Raw genomic sequence first — 18,080 nt, 5'->3', positions numbered from 1 at the left:
AATAACTTAGGGAGCAAAAAAAAGTTGTTTAAGACGCACAGTTTTGACTTTCAGCATTGCGGATTTATAAGATTTTTCCTCACTGATACCTGAACTTTATGTTTTGGATTTATGTCTTTGTTTATGAAGCGATTTTGATGCCATCACAAGAAATGGGGAGCCCTCTTTTTTTGTGAAAAATCAGAATAGGCTCAAAAAGTACCTTTTTTGCGAAAAATTATGGATTTTTTTTTCGGTAGTATCCCCGCTACGCAGAAAGTAAGCAGAAAAATGTAACGGAGCCCCTATGAGTGTTTTACTGACAGAACCTACACAGCAAGCTAATGACAAGGTCTTTAAAACGGCCCATGTTGCCTTTTCAGTAGTTACTGGCACAGGTCGTTACGTCACTGGGCTTAAACAGTTCCGTGATGCAAACCCTGAACTTTGTACTGAAGTAAGTGACCAGAAAGCATGGGCTATCCACCCTTCAGTAATTCAGGTCACGCCAGGCTTCAACTCCCGCGAAATGGGAATGGGTGACGATTACTATAAGCTCCCTGAGGTTGAAGAACACATCTACAACATCAAGAATGCCTACATTCGAGGTGACTATGTAGACCCTATCCGAGTACGTGTCATTGATGGGGTACCTTTTGTTCGCCAGGGGCACTGCCGTTTAAAAGCCGCAATGATGGCATGTGATGAAGATCATGACATCACAATCCTTTGCGTTGAGATTAAAGAAGATGAAATTGGCTGTGAGCTCGCGACCATTGATGGTAACCGTGGTCTTGCGCTTTCTCCTGTTGCGCTTGGCGAGTCCTATCGTCGCCTACATTCTCTTGCTGGCTGGTCACTCGAACGAATTGCTCAACGTGAAAATAAAAGCCCGACGACCATCAGTTCTCTTATCCGCCTGACAACCTGTTCTGTTGTTATCAAGAAATGGATTCATGCTGACGCTATTTCGTATGTTAACGTGCTTTCACTGATCGATGAGCTCGGTGAAACAGAAGCAATTTCACGTATCAAGAAGATGATCGCGGAACTTGAGCAGGCCGATGCGAATGGCATCACGGTGAAAAAAACCCAACATGGTCAGGTACGAGTCAGACCTTCAGACTTCAAGCCAGCACGGATTCCGCCGGTTATTGCCACAAAAGCCGTAGAAGGCGTCAAACTCATCACCACCAGCTTATTACAGAAACTGGGGGATATTGAATTGCCGGAGATGACAGATTCAAGTGCTGACGAAGAAATCAACATTACGTTGAACCGCAGTACTCTGGAGATGCTGAGAAATCTTTCAAAAGAGATCACAGAATCAGAGAACAAGCAGCTTCGCCGTGCGGAGAATCGTCAGGCAAAACTTAATGGTGAGAAGCCAAAATACCCACGTAAAAAAAATGCTAAGAAGGCAGGGGAAGAGACCGATCAGGATACTGACCCACAGCCGGACGCAGAATAATTTACTTTTGGCAAAGTGTTGGTTTTGTCAGAGTCATTAAGGATTCAGGCTTTTTGCCCGCCTTTTTTAAACCTCCATGTATCGTTCTTGCCCCGTTTATGCGGGGCTTTTTTTTTGCTTCTTTCTATGAGTTGACATCTTTAAGTTTTATTCAGAGACATAAAAAACTTTTTCGTGTCACTGAACCTATTAGGTTACAGAGCGACGTTGCTATCCTGGTAAAAGTTTTTTCTAAAGGACCGGTAAAATGTCATCTCTTGATTCTGAAGCTAAACCCGATAATGCAGGTCACAGCGTACTGGCTTTAACAACCTCTCATAGCCTGGTGGTTAGCTCTTCTGAAACATTTCTTCCAGATATGCGCAAAGAGCTCGGCATTATCGCGGATCTTGTTGAGTCCTATAATGATGAACTCTGCTTGTTGAAACACATGGCTGTCCAGTTCAAAACCCACAATCACCAGAAACTTTATTCTTATCTCTCAGGCTACAACCACAGTATCTCTGAAGCGGATGCCTTGTTCGCGGAAAACGCTCTGAGATCTGAATACTGGAAACGCGTTATGGCACTCACTGATGTTTTGCCTATCATGTCGGATGCCAAACGTAACGAATGGGATAAGCAGTTTACGGCCGACCGCTATATTATGCCGCCTCAGGTGATCCCTGATTTCACAGCTGACGCTGTAGTAGGCACAGTCGTTGCTTTGCTTAATGACCGCAATCAATTTATTAAAGAAAGGGTTTACGACGTCTTCCAGTCTCTGAGCCGCAGTCATAAGACAAACAAAGCTTTTGGGTTCTCCACCCGCATGATCACTACCGGAGTTTGCGAGCCGTCTAAATACCCCTGGCAGAAATTAAGGGTGGATTTTAAAGAGTCTGGCATTTCACCACTGAGCGAGCTCCGCGTTATATGCGCATTCTTCCGTGGCGAACAGGTGAAGGCGATCCATAACACCAAATCATTGGTTGAGGCGTTGGTCGAACATGAGGGGTTCAGAAAATGGATCTGCATCGATGGCAACAGTATTCGTTTCAGGGTTTACAAAAATGGATCAATGCATATTGACGTCCACCCTGATATCGCCGAGCGGCTTAACAATATTTTATCAGCTATCGTACCGCTGGCATTACCTGCCGACCGCATGGCTCATAGCAAGAAATCTTTGGAGGCATTCCCTGTACTTAAGCAGTGCATCGACTTTGATACCCGGATGCAGCTTTCTGAACTAATGTTTAAAAATGACGGGGACAATAAATGGAGTTGCTGGACATCTTTAGGGTCTCTCGCCGAACGCAAATCTTCGAGTGTTGCCGCTGACACCCTTCGGTTCTTAGGGGCAACAGTAACAAAATACGATGTGACATTTTCCTATGATCCGTGTGAGGTTATTCGTTACATCGGCCAGATAGGGGAGATGCCTGATATTGTATCGCATCAGTTTTACCCTTCATCTTGCCGAATCAGCGAATATGTATATTCCCTGCTCGGTGCAGGGGAAGGGGATACCCTCCTGGAGCCTAATATTGGCCATGCGGATTTGCTTAAATCATTCCCTGCCGGTGTGATCGTTACTGGCATCGAGCTTGATACTTTGAATTGCCTTATCTCCCGGGCTAAGGGATACGATACGACAGAAGCTGACTTCCTCACATGGTCTAAGTCTAATCAACAGAAGAAGTTTGATTATGTCGTGATGAACCCACCTTTTGCCGATAACCGGGCCAGGCTGCATCTCCAGGCAGCTGCATCTCATCTCGCAGCCGGGGGATCTCTAGCAGCCGTTCTTCCATTATCTCTTCAGGGGCTCGATAACCTTCTGGGGGAAGAATTCCGGACGGAATGGATGGACGTTTTTGAGAACGAGTTTGAAAACACGACCGTTTCGGTTCGCATCCTGTACGCCGAACGTATTCAACAAGAGGAAGTCCTATGAGCAACCAACCCACCAGCCTGCCAGAAGAAGATATTGAGTTTGTTATGGATACCTTTCAGAGGAGCATGGGTAAATCCAAACCTGTCAGGGATACTCAAATAGAGGGCGAGAAACCGCAAAGTAAAGAGTCCGCAAACTCAACTGAAAACCCCGGTTATGAAGAATTCTTTTAATTACGCTCATGATATCCTGGTGCAGTTATTTAGAATGATATTTGAGGGATGGGGGACATTGTGATTAAAAGGCGTAACATTCGACGATCAGTTTATGGATTGCTTATTGTTCTTATCGCCGGAAATGTGTGGTTAGGCCTTAGAGCTGATAAAATTCATAAAGTGCGTTATCAGGATTTCTGGTCACCGGCAACTGTGATTAAAGTAACTGTAATGCCTTCAACGAATGAAATCCAGCTCAGTGGTAAAATCCCTAAATCGGTAAGAGTTTCAAACAATTATGTTGAGTACTCGTTACCGGGCACACTCTCGGACAAGACCATTTACCGAAGCGTGTTAGAAGATGAGATGCTCACTTTGCTTAATGCTGGAGGTCAACTTGAAGTTAAATACACTCTGGACAAGCAGACAAATCGAACTAAGGTATGCACTAAGTGCTTACGGGTGATTAAAGATATTAACCATCAATATTCAGCCACTGAGGTAAAGCATGGGCAGTCCTAAATTTGAAATTGCTGAGCAAATTAAAATGTGGATCGTTGTTTATCTAGTTTGCTTTTTAGCACTTTACTGTGTGTTAAGCGCTCTACATGCGCTTTATGATCCGCTAAATTTACCTGCCCTGACGTGGCCTATCAGCTGGTTCGTGGTGCCTGAAATGACAAGTTTTGGCAGTGCATTATTAGCTTTTGTCCTAACGCCAGGCCTTTGCTCTATAATTGCTGTTTTATTCGGTAAGTCTACCTTTAAAAAAGCTAAAACAAAAATATAGAGTTAATTAGATTGGTGGCTCAGGTTTATAAAACCTCTCACTAGAGAGGTTTATTTATTATTTTTGACTGAGATTAACAGCGTTTTCCATAAATGTATCAATAACAACCGTAAGAGACTGGCTGGTACCATGGCTATACTCAGGCCAAGGTAAAAAAGGATATGAAGAATACGCCATCAACATGATACTGGTTGGGCAACGCCAGTCCGTTGGAACACCTTTACTGTAATGGACAATCATAGCCGGGCGACTACAATCAATATCTCCAGCGTTTTTATCGAGTACGAAAGTAGCCAGAACGCCGGTGTCCTTCTGGGATACGAAAACAAGGCTGTCAGTAAAAATAAAGGCCATTAAGGAAGAGGCCAGGAAAGCGCCAGTAAATAAGGACTTCTTCTCTTTCCAAACGCGTCGAGCATATAACCCCATTAGCGCTACCGCTGAAACCATTCCGGACCACTGAGCACCCAAAGAAAAATCTGTTACTGTTTTAGATGTCATACTTTCATTAATAGTAATCATTGCGACAATGAATGGTGATGCAATTCCAAGTGTTGCTAGGACTATCAGCGATATTTCAGACCGGTTTTCTTTAGCGGATCCTTTACTTATTGCAGACATTGCTCTGAACATAACGAATGTACTGTTGAGCATCAGAAAACAGCATAAGAGCATGTATAACATTGGGTTTCCTCAACCTAGAAGTGATGGTTACCCTGTTATTTTACATAAATTTGACTCAACAGATGCTTTTAAAATCTCGCTTCCTTGAATTTAAAAACATATCAGCACAATTGGCAAACATAAAGGAGCAGCGTCTATCAAAAGTTACTTTTATGATTGGTTGAATACTCATTTTGAAGGCTAAAATCCAAAAAAGTGGGTACAAAAAGTTACTTTTGCGTCATCCAGATGCACTGCCGCCATTTTGCATTCTGTACGTTGGTTGCTTTCTCACTTGATGTCTCTTTTAACAGGCAAATTATCACTTTATCCGACCGGACCTTGTAGGCTGAATCCGTAGAATAAGGCTATAACCTATTCCCGGAGCATCATATGCGTAAAACTCTAATTGGCTGCATGGTTGCAACTGCCCTTGCTACTGTATCTTCGGCACATGCTCAGGTATTTAGCTACTCATTTACAGATACCAATAAGGCTGTTCGGAATATTAAGCCTGCAACACAAACATATCTTAATCCCGCTGGTGTTTTGACTCTGAACTTGATATCGGGTCTTGATCGGTACGAGCGAGTGACGGTCACACGAGACAGCGATAAAAAGGTTATGTATTCCTCCGTCTCGACCAAAACGAGCGTTGCAGATCGTATCGTTGCTGCCGATGGAACAGAATACTATGGAAAGGATATGGTTCTACCGGCGCTCGGAGAAGGGACCTTTACTGTAGTCAATGAAACTCTGGATATTCGCCAGACTGTAGTGAGCACATCTACTTATCATTTCATCGTTGATACAACTCCTCCACGCTATAAGAGTATTTATCCGAGTCAAAACGCAGGTTACGACATGGTACTTTCTGGGCCACTTTGGGAGTTGGGCCGAGGCGGTAGTGGCCAGTTTTCTATATTTGCAGACGGTATTGAGGATGCTAGTGGAATTGCCAAGATCCGTCTTGTCATTAAACGAAGTAATGGTTCTGTGGTCTCCGACAATAACCTGAGTTATGACACAGCCAATAAACGTGCGTTCTATCCGTGGATTAAAGATATGAACACCCAGGCTGGCATGCCCTCAAGTGATCTTGATGAAGAATTCACCTTCAATTTCATCGTTACGGACCTGGCAGGAAATACGCTTAACATTCCTCCCCAGCGGTTTTTATATGACGATCAAATGGGAGAATTTACGCCATTTGCAGTTCATGACTCACGTGTAAGCACCAGTGTTGTACCCGGCATTTCTTCGGGATACGTCCCGTTTAAACGAGGCCTTACAGTGCTGGAAAACCCCTACAAGTTGGTTATACGTATCCCAAGAACTAACTGGAAGCCATATCGAAATGGTGGCATGAGCATTACCAATAACTATGGCGGAGTACAGGTCCTTTCCGAAGATGCCACCTATGTCTACGTGGAAGTTAAGCTGCCACAGGGTGCCTTAGATGGAAACTACTATAGACCTGTGAATACATATCAATGGTCTGGAGGAGATCTTGGTCAGTATGCCAGCTGGCTCAACTGGGATCCTGCCTCTGTAAAGAGTCCGGCTTGGGGAAGTTCACCCATAGAACGACAAAAGGCTGATGGAACATGGTTCAACAGCGTAAACTGGAACCTGTTCAAGGCATCTGATATGCCTATAAAACTTACTAATATCCGGTTCAATGTACAGGCTAGGCCATATGATCAAAAAATCACTGGCGGAGCAACATGCAGTATTCCAGCTGGCTCAACAACCTGTACCGTCTCTTTGCCCCAGGATATTATAAATGGCACTACCGGCTATCTTCATAGTGGCTATGAAGTAAGGTCAACCACCGAAGCAACCTTCTTTGCCCCTATATGGGAGAATATAGCCTGGCATACACTGGGTCCCTCCGTCACTGGATTTGATTACATTGAAACCACCAACATTCTCCAGGTTTACGTGAATCAACCTGGAGATGGTTCATATTTCGACCATGTTTATGTAAATCGAGTTTGGTTGTCAGATAAAAACCGTAACAACGCAGAAATAAGCGTAACCGGCAAACAAACAGGTAGAAATATGGCGTCTGGGAACTACACGTATGAGTTCAACATGAAAGAGGTACCAGAAGGCAGTTATAACGTGGTAATTAATGCCCAAGATACATTCAACAATACCGGTAACCTCCCTTATCAAACTGTTGTCGTTGATAATACAGCACCATCTGTAAGTATTAGCTACGAAGGAAAACCGATCAGCAAAAACGTAACAGTATATGGGCTGGAGAACGTCCGTATACAGCTCACCGATGCTCTAACTAAACCATCCTTAAGCCGTATGACTCTTCGCGGTGGCCCTGTTTCTGATGCGGTGGAATTGTCTTGGGTGAATCTGGGAAACAACCTGTATGCACCTAATTATCCCAAGATCTTTCCGTCTCTTAATGAAGGCGAAACATACACTCTCACAGTTCAGGCCAAAGATGAGATGAACAACGTTAAAGAAAGCTCAGTCGAATTTAACTACCTTCCAAACAATCTCGTCAGGCTAGAGAATCTGAAAACCTTAGCTGTCAATGCTTCTCTCAAAACATCTGACAATACTCCTCTGGCTGTTCTGTATGCCAGCCAGCTGCGTAAAAAGGATGGTTCAATCGCTACAGGGCTTCAGGACGCAGTGCTTACTGTCCGTAAGGACGCTGCATTCGGCGTGACTGTAAATGGTGTTTCTGCGATGCCAGGTGAAAGCAAAGAGCTTCAACTGGATTTGGGGCTCGGGGACAGCCGTAGCTTTCCTATTTTCCCTGCTGTATCCGGCCTTACAGGCAGATCTGAGTTCATGATTAACATTGAAGAATTAAAATAAAGCAGGGCTGTTTTGCTGAAGCACAACGGCCGTCTTCTGATGCGCCGTAGCCCATGTTGTTGCAAATCAGTCCGACGTTCATTGCGTAAGTAACGCTTACTGCGGACCATGGTAGTGATTAGACTCACTACCATGGTCATTTCACCACATATCTTCTCTGCATTGCTCTTGTTGGGCAGACTAGTAACTCGTCACTAAATTGCAGCTTTTGTCTTGCTAAGTCGCTGGTATAACTGCACTACGAAATCGTCAAAAGATTTTATCCCTCATGTAGATCCAATAAATGATCCCAAAGGTGCCAGAGAGTACAAAGAAGATCCCGGTACGCTGTAGGCCGCATGGTTACTGGGCTGGAGCATTGTCACTGACAACAGTAGCGACATAAGTGACAACGGGAGTGACTTAAAAGACAATGGTAGAGACTATTTCGACGTTGGTAATGATTTTAAGTGACAATGGTAGTGAGGTTAGACTTAAACTTCCACTGTAAGGTAAGGTGACTCGCATTATTTAAATAAATTATTACTTTCAATTACTTGCGACACGAGTCTGCATGTATGCTTCTATTTCTCAAAAATTTATCCACCGAAAATGCCTGTGGCTGTGATTTAGCTTTGACGACAGTTTTTATCAGGGAGGCAAGTTGAGACCTGTATAAGAACTAAGCATTTATTTATCCCCATTTTCCACAAGGTAGTTCCAATAATTAGTACCTTAGTGTTCCTGATAGATCAAAAGAGATCCCCGCTGCCTCCAGGCCAGACGGCACAAGGCCTGAGACGTGATCAGTGACAACAGTAGTGATTATTTTGACATTGGTAGTGATTATTATAACGTTGGTAATGAGTTTTTTGACATCAGTAGTGATCAGAGCGACAATAGTAGTGACTTTTCATTAGATCTTTTTAACTTGATCTGATCCGTTGTTGATAAGAGTTGCAGGTCATTGTATGCAAAGAGTTTTTGCCAAGTTTTAATGAGTGGAGTCGTTTTTTTAGGTAGAACTTATGCACAGATATGGATCATCACAATGATCCATCCAGTGACATAGAGTTCGCTGGGGCTTACTATTCACCAATCTGTTTACACATTCAGTGATAACTTATTATGACTAAAGAGAAAGATACTGAGCAGCAGGACCTGGTCACCAGGGCTTTCTCTGTTAGAGAGAAAGAATCAGGTAAAGACATCATTTTGCGTCCTAACAGCAACCGTACGGTGCAGTCTATTGCTTTGATGCGGCTCGGGCTGTTCGTCCCATCACCAAAGAGTGTGGGGCGTCAAAATCGGGAATATAAAACGGTTGGCTTTGACGCAACGAAAGAGTTACAGACGCTCTCTTTAATGGAGAGCGAGGGGTTCACCAATATTTCAATTGTCGGTGAGCGTCTTGATATGTCAGTAGATTTTAAGACGTGGATGGGCATCATTCGAACCTATGCCAATCATCCGATTAACAATGACACGATAAGCTTAAAATTCACTGAATTCCTCAAGCTATGTACGCCTGAAAATTATCGCTCATCTACAGCGTCCAGAAAACGTATAGACGCCTCCTTACGCAGGTTAGCATCCGTTACCTTGTCGTTCACCAGTAATAACTCGTCCAAAGTCTATACAACGCATCTGGTACAGTCTGCCCTGTTAGACCCGGAATCAGATCAGGTTGTCCTTCAGGTTGATCCTAAGATTTTCGAGCTCTATCAATACGATCATAAGGTTTTGATGCAGCTGAAGGCAATTAAGGAGTTGGCCAAGAAGGAAAGCGCCCAGGCTCTCTATACGTTCATAGAGTCATTACCGCCAAATCCTATACCGATATCCCTTACTCGGCTGAAAAATCGTCTGAACCTCAAAACACGAGCAAATAGTCAGAATGCTACCGTGAGAAAGGCTCTTGAAGAGTTGGCATCGATAGGATACCTCCAGTACACCGAAATTAAGAAAGACGGAAAAGTATACTTCCAGATTCATAAGCGGGATCCCGATCTGAATTTGAACAATACTCAGCCTCCTTTAGAAGTGGTTGAAGATGAAGAAGAGAACTCAGGGTCTTCTGTTTTAGAAGGTGAGTTATGCCCACCAGCTGACCCGATAGACGGCGATGATGTTCTTACCGTCCATGATTTAACCGCTGAAGAACTGCGCTATATTCGTAGTCTTCGAAGCCAGAAAAAGAACAGCAACGCCAGCTAAAGTTAACCCGGCGGTTCAGGCTCCGGGTGCTAAATTACTTCTTCGATTTTCGTTAGTCCCAGCCCGCTCTTTCACGTCAACGGTAATGAGTCAAAAGTCATTACCGTTGTCATTGTTCTCTACCACCCTATGTAGATCGAGATTGCGAATTCAACGCTTTCTCCTGAGTCACCTGTTAACACCCGGTTTCTACGCTTTACTTCATTGGCCAGTACATCCAACGGAAAATATCGTAACGGGGTGACAATGGCAGTGAGTTGACCCACTCACTACCATCGACATTCAAATCCCGGCTTCTCTGGTAGCTATAGTGACAATGGTAATGATGTGTACCTTACTGGCATTGTCATTGTCCTCCGAGTGTGCGTTCAGCTTTGGGAGGACACCGGAACTTAATGCGGCGAGTCACGGCCATTGTGAATCTCGATTGGATTGGCGAATACGGCTTCCGGTTGGGCCAGATGTCAATGGTTATGCTTCATCCAGCTCATTACTGTAGTCATTGCCGTTCAGCTGAGCTGATGCTCCTCTCATTCTATGTGGCGACAACGGTAGTGAGCCCAGAAAGTGACTACCGTTGTCATGGCCGTCCAGTAGAGCGGGTCAACCTCTTAAATCACAGGGTGACAACGGTATTGAGCCCAGAAAGTCACTACCGTTGTCATGGACGTCTGGTTAAGCGGATCTACCTCTCAATTCACAGGGTGACAATGGTAGTGAGCCCAGCAAGTCACTACCGTTGTCATAGTCGTCCCGTTGAGCAGATCAACCTCTTAACTTACAGGATGACAACGGTAGTGAGCCTATTAAGTCATTACCGTTGTCATTGCCATCCAGAAGAGCGGATGATCCTCTCAATTCATACGGCGACAATGGCACTGAGCCCAGCAAGTCACTTCCGTTGTCATAGCCTTCCAGAAGAGCAGATGAGCCTCTTAATTAACAGGGTGACAACGGTAGTGAGCTCATTAAGTCATTACTATTGTCATGGCCGTACAGCTGAGCTGATCATCCTCTCAATTCACACGCCGACAATGGTAGTGAGCTATTAAAGTCACTACCATTGTCATAGACGTCCAGTTAAGTGGACCATCCTCTCAATACACACGGTGACAACGGTAGTGAGCCATTAGAATCACTACCGTTGTCATTGCTTTTCAGGTGCACTGATAAGGCTCTCAATAGACACGACGACAATGGCAGTGAGCAATTAGAGTCACTTCCGTTGTCATTGCTTTCAGCTGAGCTGATAAGGTACGTCATTTACACGATGACAATGGCAGTGAGCCAATCGAGTCACTACCGTTGTTAATGCCGACCAACCGAGGGAAGGGTCCGCTCAAAGAACTGAGTGACAACAGTAGTGAGATCATCCAATCACTACCATTGTCAGCTTAAACCTGTAGGACGAAGAGGCTTGTCCGATAAAATGACGACAATGGAAATGAGCCTATCCATCACTACCACTGTCATTAAAGTCCAGCGGTTCAACGTTAATCAGTAGCTCCGGATGACAATGGTTGTGAGTCAGGCAATTCCCAAGCATTAAGTGACAGCAGCGTAACACCTCTAAGCTCACTCCTGTTGTCAGGGGTTAGGGTATTGAGTCTCTACCGTCGTCAGTGTTTCTGAGACACCAGTATTGCAGATCACTACAATTGTCACTTAAGTATCGACGGGGGAATAGATGCAAGTGACTGGCTAACCAGTACCAGTTTAGATTCAAAACGATCCCATCTTTGTGGATGCACTTGAGTAAGCTCGTATGACGATATGTCAGAGAAGTGACAACGGGAGTGAGTTGCCGGACTCACTACCGTTGTCATCCCCGGTTGAAGGAAGAGGATCCCCGGGGCTGTATATTTACCGGGTATCCTTACTCAAGGGTTTCGACACTCACTCCCATTGTCGTAATCAACGAGTGTGCATTGTCTTTTAAAAGCATCGCTGGAAACGTACGATTAAAGTAACTTTTCTTTCGGTTCTTCCTTGCGAATCTCTGAAGACGTACTGGCTGATCGGAGTCAAGGAGGGCAGTAAAATTGAAGCCGTCAGTTTTACTGTCGGCTCCGGGTAGTTACTTCAACTCGTCGATCTGAATCATGAATTCTGAGGTGCCAACTTTCCCATTTTCGGAAGGATAAACGGGTAACAGAAGATTATCCCCCTGGCCCATATCTATTTGCACCTCAACTGACTCACCTGGAGCCGCCTGTGCCCCGTTAAATTTAATACCGAAGGCTGCATCCTTCCGCACAGTCAGCGTTGCGTTCTGGACCCCTTTAGCAATTTCTCCATTTGTCTTACGCAGAACGTTAGTGGACAGGTACGCAAGGGGTACGCCATCTGTCGTTTTGAGAGGCGAACTGACCGATAATGTGCGTAGATTATGTAACTGCACAAGGTTATTCGGTAGATAACTGAACTTCTGAGTATAGGTTTTGGTATTCGACTGACTATCGGCAACTGTTACGCTAATTGAATAATTTTCAGATGGTTCGAAATTTGGGAACAGCCTCGGATACTCAGGCATGTATGTATCTTTGCCTGCCGGTGACCACGTAAGCTCAACGTTATCAGCTGTGGGGCCACCTACGAGCTGAAGACGGGTTATCCTCGGGGTTGTCAGATTATCTGCCAGAGCGATCCTGAGGTTCTCCAGGCCGTACACTACCGTATCGTCTTTTACCGGCTTTCCGTCGAATGTTATGGCCACTGTCGGAGGAGTGTTATCCAGAGCAATTTCTCCGAAAGTTTTATTGGTCTGGTTCTGGAAGAAGTCCCTGATGTTGACCTCAACGTTGTATTTTCCTTCAGACTGACGGGATAAATCATAAGCAATCGTGTAGTTACCTGAGATACGAGATTTGATTACGCCTGTGGGTGACATCCGGGTACCGGTGTTCTTATCGGAAAGATAAAATTCCCTCAATGAGACCGAGTCGAACCAGTTACCATCGCCTTCAAGTGACGCCAGTACATCCAGCTGCTTGTTAGTCTCGTCATATGATATCGAGTTTATTACCGGCAGTTGTTTATTGTTCCAGCGTGTCATAATCCATTGCTCAGACCGCAAAATGGGATTGCTGATGCTGCGAACGAAGTAAAGGATCCTATTGTAGCCCTGGGTACCCAAGGCCATATCAAACGTCTCAGGCGCTTCACACGAGGTTTTTCCTGCCGGAATGGTGCAGGTCGCCTTACCGCCGATCTCTTGTGCAAAGGGCCGGGCTTCAACGTTAAAACGAAGTCGGGAAATTTTAATTGGCAGTCGTGATGAAGCCACACTCTCAAAATCCTTCCACTTAACCCAGTTCCCCTTATCATCGAGGAAATCTACCCAGGTACCCGCAAATGCAGGCGTTTGGTTTGCAGATGGGTTTAGAACGAGGCTGTATGACGGATAATACCCTCCCCACTGGCCAAAGTTCGCCATACGAGCCATATCCCCATTAATTGAGCCATAGGGAAGAGTCATTTCAACATAAGCATAAGTGCTGTCTACAGCTATCTCTTTGGGGGCGGAATATTGATTGATGAACTGAAGCCCACCTTCTGAATAAGCACGGTAGTTAGATTTTGGGATCCGGTAGACTAATCGAATAGGGTTTTCGTTAACGACCATACCGGCTTTGTAAGCCGGATAATTAGAAACCCCGGGTACGACGCTGGAAGACGTATTTGGATCATGAACGGCCCACAGTGTCATCTCACCCAGCGTGTTGTCGTAGCGAAATTTTTGAGTTGGCAGCGTTCGGCTATTACCTGCGTTATCGAAGATAACAACTTTTGCAGTAAAGTCTTCATCCAGGTTGCTGTCTGGTATTCCGGTTCCCTTAACTGAATTCTTAGAGTAAGTGTGGTACATCTTTTGGCCGGATACGTCATACTGCATCTGTGTAGTGCTGTAGAGGCTACCGTCCTGCCTGTAAATATATATTAGGCCCTTATCAATACCATTTGCATCACTTACGCCCGAAGAGGTGAAGTCATACTGCCCCGTTGCCTCTAATCCAAGCTTCCACACGTCACCAGCGGTAGAGCCAGAACCAGTATTAGCGGTAAGAGCATTTGCCGCTGGAGGGGTGACATCAATTAGCCAGTTATAGTTATAGGTCGCTACAGGCTTCTGATTGAGATCTAACACGTTTATCTGAACGACAAATTTGCCTTCACCCAAAGCAGGCAAAGTTACTTTTTTGCCGTAGAACTCACTACCGTCAGCAGCTGTTAGTCGGTCTGATACACCCGTCCGTGTAGTCGTAGTATTAAGAATGACAGTTCCAGTGTCTTTCGTGACTTTGACATTAACGAAACGATCAAGACCTGAAATAAGTGTCAAAGTTACCGGTGATGCCGGATTAAGCATAAGACGAGAAGACGGGGCGTGGATCTCAATACCGTTCGTGTCTTTAAAGGCCGATTCATATATCTGAGCTGGGGCCTGAACAGACATACCGAGTCCGGCTACAGCAGTAATAAAAGCGAGATGTTTCATTCTTATTCCCCTTTAGGTTTGGTGTTATTTTAAGCTTTTCCTAAAGGTCACTATGTTCGTAAAAGTATAAAAAACTTCTCCATATGGTGCTCGAAATTACAAATCTATAATTTGCCTTTCGACAAACCTTATTGTGCGTTCAGGACGGAAATCTTTCTTTTTGGAATTACATCTGACATTTCTGTGGTGTCCAAACTGGCAACGATTGCAAAACTTATAACATTAGCCTGAAACTATCGGCATCCACATATCGCATTAAGTGATGCTTTTACTTTGTGTAAAAAAGAATCAGGATAAATTAGGTATGTCAGATATAAATGCGTTAACGGACGGCATATATGAATCAAAACCTGGCGGCATTACGCCACCAGTCGAGAGGGGAGTGAACCTCAGTCAGTACGTCTACCTTCGTTCCGCAAGGCGCTTCTTGTTGTGAATTACAAACTGCCCTGGCGAGAACTGCATCATTTCACCCCTAGCAACACACGTGCCTCTTCAACGGTTTGCCAAGAAGGCATTGCTACGCCAGATTGAGTGCCGTTGCCCCTGCGCTCACCTGTGTCACATTCTACATAAAGACGCATCAGCATCGCTTCTGTTTCAGCGGCCCGGCTATTATCCATTACCAGTTCTGCTGCGCGTCGTAGCTGTTCTGGAATGTCATTCCACATTCCCGCACCACTTCTGTCTTTGTTAGTGAGCAAGTCTTCAATAGCAGATGAAGCCATGTTAAGCAGGTCAGCCGAAACTAAAGGCATCGGCGGGGCGGTATAGAGGATTCGACGTCTTCCGCGTCTGTCTGGATCGTATTTATCATAAAAAGCTTTGTTCACATCTTCCCAGTGCCACTGAAGTTGCCCGGTTGCGTCATGGTGGCAAAACTCGCACTGATAAACAGGCGCAATCGACATAACTGCCTTTCCAATACGTGCCAGTACAGCAACTTCGTCAGCTCTGAGACTCATTGCTTCGCTTGGGTTACTACCCTCGGCAAATTCCAAAATTTGTTCAATACGTTCTGGTGTGAAAGTGGTCATAGGCTTTGAAAACATATTTTTCCAGTTGTGCTTACCATATCATCAGGCATTAGGAGCGTTAGCGAATAATTAACAGGTCAGGACCAAAACTAAATCCTTCCCCCATACGGTCTTCATGACGGGAGACATATGCCTTACCGTATTTCTCCAGATCCTGTAAGCGATCTTTTGCCAGATTCCACGAGTATTCCTGGCCCCACACGGGTCCGTCACGCCCGTCAAAGCGGTCAGGTTTACAATTTGCTTTCAGAAGAGCGTAGACATGCTCCACCGTGGGTAGCTGCAAAGCACTATTAGCCTGAGAAACGGCAGTATGCGTCATTTCTGTTCACTCTTTATTGATTTAGTCAGTTAAGCCGGTCAGGTAACTTTAACCGGCTACTCGTATTAAGATTTCTTTCCGGTTGCTTGTCAGTTAGCGGCGAAGATCAATTTCAAGGCGGGCTGTTTTGACCTTTGTTCCGGACTCCCTAAATGTATCATCCGGAAGAGGCGAAATTTGTCCGCCAAGTTGTTTGACTCGCTCCCTGAGCGCTTTTGTCAGTGTGTCTTCCCGGAACAATACCCCAGCTGACAGAATGGCCTGTAAGCGACCTCGCTTAGCGAGCATTGCGATGGCATGCATGACTTGTTTAACGTCAGAGCGTTTAAGGAATGGTGGATTCATAACGATAACATCAAAAGTTTCATCGGGCTGGTACCCAAGAAAGTCGGTATGCACCAGCTCGACTCCTGTGCTAAGGACACTATCGTTCTTCACTGCAAGGAATCGCTCATCGTTCAATTCGATCCCGGTAATCAATGCATCCGGAGCCGCCAGTTTTAAGGCTTTCAGAATGCGGCCATCACCAAACTCTGGCTCCAGTACACGCTCCCCGGCAGCTGGTTCAGCGCGTAGAACCATATCTGTGACTAAATTCTCAGGTGTAGGGAAGAAATTGAACAGATCTCGTGGGATGTCAACCGAACCTGTCAGAATGATTTGCTCGATACGCTCAGCTGCATCCGCCGTAAAAATATGTGCCTGCTCTTTTCGGTTCCATTTGCCACCGGCGGCTTCGAGCACTTTGTTTGTCTTAACATAAATGCTGCGGTCGAGCTGGTCGGCCAGGAAAAGAAAGTTCCCTTCAGCACGGCAGCGAGATAAGACGTTCAGAACTTCAGTTGAGATTTGCATTAAAACTCCATTAAGAGGATTTACCCGCCTGGCGGCAGCGGGTTGGTTACTTAAACGGGACAATTCAGATTTGGCCTTGGTTAGTCGGCAGACAACAGCAGGGATGGGCTGTTATAAGAGAAGCGGTCAACGGGAGCCTTATCAAATCGCTGACCGCTTGCATCAGGGGTCAGAACGAGTCCGTTATGGGCGCAATGAATGTGGAGCAACATATCCCCGCCGGTGTTGATGTGTAAGGCAGGCACACCCTGATCGATTTCGAACATGACACCAAAACAGGGGTTACCTTCCTTGTTAACAACTTCACAGTGGATGTTATGTTGGCCGGTAACGCTGACCTGATAGGCCTGACTGTCCTCTTCTGGCAGTGTTTCCTCCTCCAGGCGCCAGTCCTGAAGTGTGAGGCTAATTTCAGGGGTGTCATGCTCTTTCTGAAGAGCCTGGATACCTTTACGGAACAGCTGCATCATTTCAGGAGTAAGGCAGTCTTCCTCAGCTCCAAAATGTTCTTTCCAGCCTTCAGGATCTGCATACATCCAGACGTTTTTAGCGAGCGAAGGTAAGGAAGCATCAGGCTCTACAAGGAGGTGAGGGATGTTCTCTTTGATTCCGAGATAACGTACCGGCTGGCCATTAAGCGGTAACCCATCCGACACTGTAACTTCTGTTCCTGGCAAGACGACGCTGTTTACCAGACCTCCACAATGTTCGGCCACCACGCGGCCTAAATCTGCCATAAACATCCGATGCTTTTCTGGTGAGTCCAGCTCACCAAGGAGTTCAGGTTTAAGCAGTAAACCGGTAATAATCTCAGTCAGTTCACGAGGAGATACTAATTTATACATTTTGTTTTCCTTTTCTGTGTTGGCTTTATATTACCAATCCAGATGCACGAGCTAATAACCTCCAGACAACTTTTTCAAAAATTATTTACTTAAAGCAGGGTGCTAATATGCGCAAGAAATGAATTTAGGAAGGACGGCTTCAAATTTAACTTTTTGGTTTTTTATTTTAGACGGACTTTAAAATAGCATCGTTGATAAAATAATAAACATGGTTTGTTTTTTTGTTTGTATTGACAATCAAATGGGTATAAATTAATTTACTTACATGGCGTATATTTAACGCCACCGCCCCGGCGGCACCGGGCATAAAAGGAAAACCATTTTGAAACCGATGCTCAAAAAAGATTTTTTTTCAGCTATTGAAAACCTTCTCAAAGCTGGCTTTCAACCTCGCTTTTACACTGTTAACAGTGGCCGAATCGGTAATGACTCCAACTTATTGATAGTGTTTTATGTTCAGATAATGCCCGATGACTTTGT

The 18,080-nt window shown here is 45.0% G+C and carries 13 protein-coding genes; 7 read left to right on the top strand and 6 right to left on the bottom strand.

Translation table 11 applies throughout. The annotated features are described in order from the left end of the window. Positions 1 to 286: 286 nt before the first annotated feature. The 5 genes from ACOTYN_RS20550 (at position 287) to ACOTYN_RS20530 (ending at position 4,334) form a co-directional block, all read left to right on the top strand. A complete protein-coding gene (locus tag ACOTYN_RS20550; protein WP_000114860.1) occupies positions 287 to 1,450 on the top strand; it encodes a hypothetical protein in 1,164 nt (387 codons plus the stop codon). A 247-nt stretch (positions 1,451 to 1,697) separates the two neighbouring features. Then, on the top strand, positions 1,698 to 3,389 hold the full coding sequence (locus ACOTYN_RS20545) for a DUF4942 domain-containing protein (RefSeq protein WP_000096325.1): 1,692 nt from the start codon (positions 1,698 to 1,700) through the stop codon (positions 3,387 to 3,389). Continuing rightward, a complete protein-coding gene (locus ACOTYN_RS20540) occupies positions 3,386 to 3,562 on the top strand; it encodes a hypothetical protein (RefSeq protein ID WP_000070862.1) in 177 nt (58 codons plus the stop codon). The genes ACOTYN_RS20545 and ACOTYN_RS20540 overlap by 4 nt, the downstream gene beginning before the upstream one ends. 60 nt (positions 3,563 to 3,622) lie before the next feature. Continuing rightward, on the top strand, positions 3,623 to 4,066 hold the full coding sequence (locus ACOTYN_RS20535; protein WP_001805248.1) for a hypothetical protein: 444 nt from the start codon (positions 3,623 to 3,625) through the stop codon (positions 4,064 to 4,066). Then, a complete protein-coding gene (locus tag ACOTYN_RS20530) occupies positions 4,053 to 4,334 on the top strand; it encodes a hypothetical protein (RefSeq protein WP_000535423.1) in 282 nt (93 codons plus the stop codon). Before ACOTYN_RS20535 ends, ACOTYN_RS20530 begins: the two co-directional genes overlap by 14 nt. A gap of 57 nt (positions 4,335 to 4,391) precedes the next feature. Here ACOTYN_RS20530 and ACOTYN_RS20525 read toward each other — a convergent pair whose 3' ends face one another. Further along, positions 4,392 to 5,018 (bottom strand): hypothetical protein, encoded by a 627-nt coding sequence (locus tag ACOTYN_RS20525; RefSeq protein ID WP_000966518.1) that lies wholly within the window; start codon positions 5,016 to 5,018, stop codon positions 4,392 to 4,394. Positions 5,019 to 5,390: 372 nt separating this feature from the next. On the opposite strand from ACOTYN_RS20525, the gene ACOTYN_RS20520 reads away from it, so the two are divergent. Both ACOTYN_RS20520 and repHI2 read left to right on the top strand, forming a co-directional pair. Beyond that, entirely contained in the window at positions 5,391 to 7,847 is a 2,457-nt protein-coding gene (locus ACOTYN_RS20520) for an Ig-like domain-containing protein (protein WP_001232713.1), read from the top strand. Between the two features lie 1,107 nt (positions 7,848 to 8,954). Beyond that, the gene (gene repHI2, locus ACOTYN_RS20515) at positions 8,955 to 10,043 is read left to right on the top strand and encodes an IncHI-type plasmid replication initiator protein RepHI2 (RefSeq protein ID WP_000159528.1); all 1,089 of its coding nucleotides are present in this window, start codon (positions 8,955 to 8,957) and stop codon (positions 10,041 to 10,043) included. Between the two features lie 2,077 nt (positions 10,044 to 12,120). Here the strand turns inward: repHI2 and ACOTYN_RS20510 are convergent. The 5 genes from ACOTYN_RS20510 to ACOTYN_RS20490 all read right to left on the bottom strand — a co-directional run bounded on the left by ACOTYN_RS20510 (position 12,121) and on the right by ACOTYN_RS20490 (position 17,600). Continuing rightward, positions 12,121 to 14,541, bottom strand: coding sequence for an Ig-like domain-containing protein (locus tag ACOTYN_RS20510; protein ID WP_000681217.1), 2,421 nt, complete (start codon positions 14,539 to 14,541; stop codon positions 12,121 to 12,123). Positions 14,542 to 15,005: 464 nt separating this feature from the next. Continuing rightward, positions 15,006 to 15,593, bottom strand: coding sequence for a hypothetical protein (locus ACOTYN_RS20505; protein WP_000491820.1), 588 nt, complete (start codon positions 15,591 to 15,593; stop codon positions 15,006 to 15,008). 43 nt (positions 15,594 to 15,636) lie between these two features. Continuing rightward, positions 15,637 to 15,900: a hypothetical protein gene (locus ACOTYN_RS20500; protein ID WP_000149862.1), complete on the bottom strand. Its 264-nt coding sequence runs from the start codon at positions 15,898 to 15,900 to the stop codon at positions 15,637 to 15,639. Positions 15,901 to 15,993: 93 nt separating this feature from the next. Continuing rightward, positions 15,994 to 16,755 carry a methyltransferase gene (locus tag ACOTYN_RS20495; protein ID WP_001167418.1) on the bottom strand — a complete coding sequence of 254 codons (762 nt, stop codon included), beginning with the start codon at positions 16,753 to 16,755 and terminating at the stop codon, positions 15,994 to 15,996. Positions 16,756 to 16,835: 80 nt separating this feature from the next. Next, positions 16,836 to 17,600 (bottom strand): hypothetical protein, encoded by a 765-nt coding sequence (locus tag ACOTYN_RS20490; protein ID WP_000277498.1) that lies wholly within the window; start codon positions 17,598 to 17,600, stop codon positions 16,836 to 16,838. Positions 17,601 to 18,080 lie beyond the last annotated feature (480 nt).

The organism is Enterobacter cloacae complex sp. IR5458, from assembly GCF_049238025.1.
Classification (GTDB): Bacteria; Pseudomonadota; Gammaproteobacteria; order Enterobacterales; family Enterobacteriaceae; genus Enterobacter; species Enterobacter kobei.
This window is presented reverse-complemented; position numbering and strand designations above follow the sequence as displayed.

Coding starts and splice junctions, on each gene's coding strand:
- ACOTYN_RS20525 (WP_000966518.1), bottom strand. CDS start 5,018: ATGTTATACATGCTCTTATGCTGTTTTCTGATGCTCAACAGTACATTC.
- ACOTYN_RS20530 (WP_000535423.1), top strand. CDS start 4,053: ATGGGCAGTCCTAAATTTGAAATTGCTGAGCAAATTAAAATGTGGATC.
- ACOTYN_RS20520 (WP_001232713.1), top strand. CDS start 5,391: ATGCGTAAAACTCTAATTGGCTGCATGGTTGCAACTGCCCTTGCTACT.
- ACOTYN_RS20550 (WP_000114860.1), top strand. CDS start 287: ATGAGTGTTTTACTGACAGAACCTACACAGCAAGCTAATGACAAGGTC.
- ACOTYN_RS20490 (WP_000277498.1), bottom strand. CDS start 17,600: ATGTATAAATTAGTATCTCCTCGTGAACTGACTGAGATTATTACCGGT.
- ACOTYN_RS20500 (WP_000149862.1), bottom strand. CDS start 15,900: ATGACGCATACTGCCGTTTCTCAGGCTAATAGTGCTTTGCAGCTACCC.
- ACOTYN_RS20510 (WP_000681217.1), bottom strand. CDS start 14,541: ATGAAACATCTCGCTTTTATTACTGCTGTAGCCGGACTCGGTATGTCT.
- ACOTYN_RS20495 (WP_001167418.1), bottom strand. CDS start 16,755: ATGCAAATCTCAACTGAAGTTCTGAACGTCTTATCTCGCTGCCGTGCT.
- ACOTYN_RS20540 (WP_000070862.1), top strand. CDS start 3,386: ATGAGCAACCAACCCACCAGCCTGCCAGAAGAAGATATTGAGTTTGTT.
- repHI2 (WP_000159528.1), top strand. CDS start 8,955: ATGACTAAAGAGAAAGATACTGAGCAGCAGGACCTGGTCACCAGGGCT.
- ACOTYN_RS20545 (WP_000096325.1), top strand. CDS start 1,698: ATGTCATCTCTTGATTCTGAAGCTAAACCCGATAATGCAGGTCACAGC.
- ACOTYN_RS20505 (WP_000491820.1), bottom strand. CDS start 15,593: ATGTTTTCAAAGCCTATGACCACTTTCACACCAGAACGTATTGAACAA.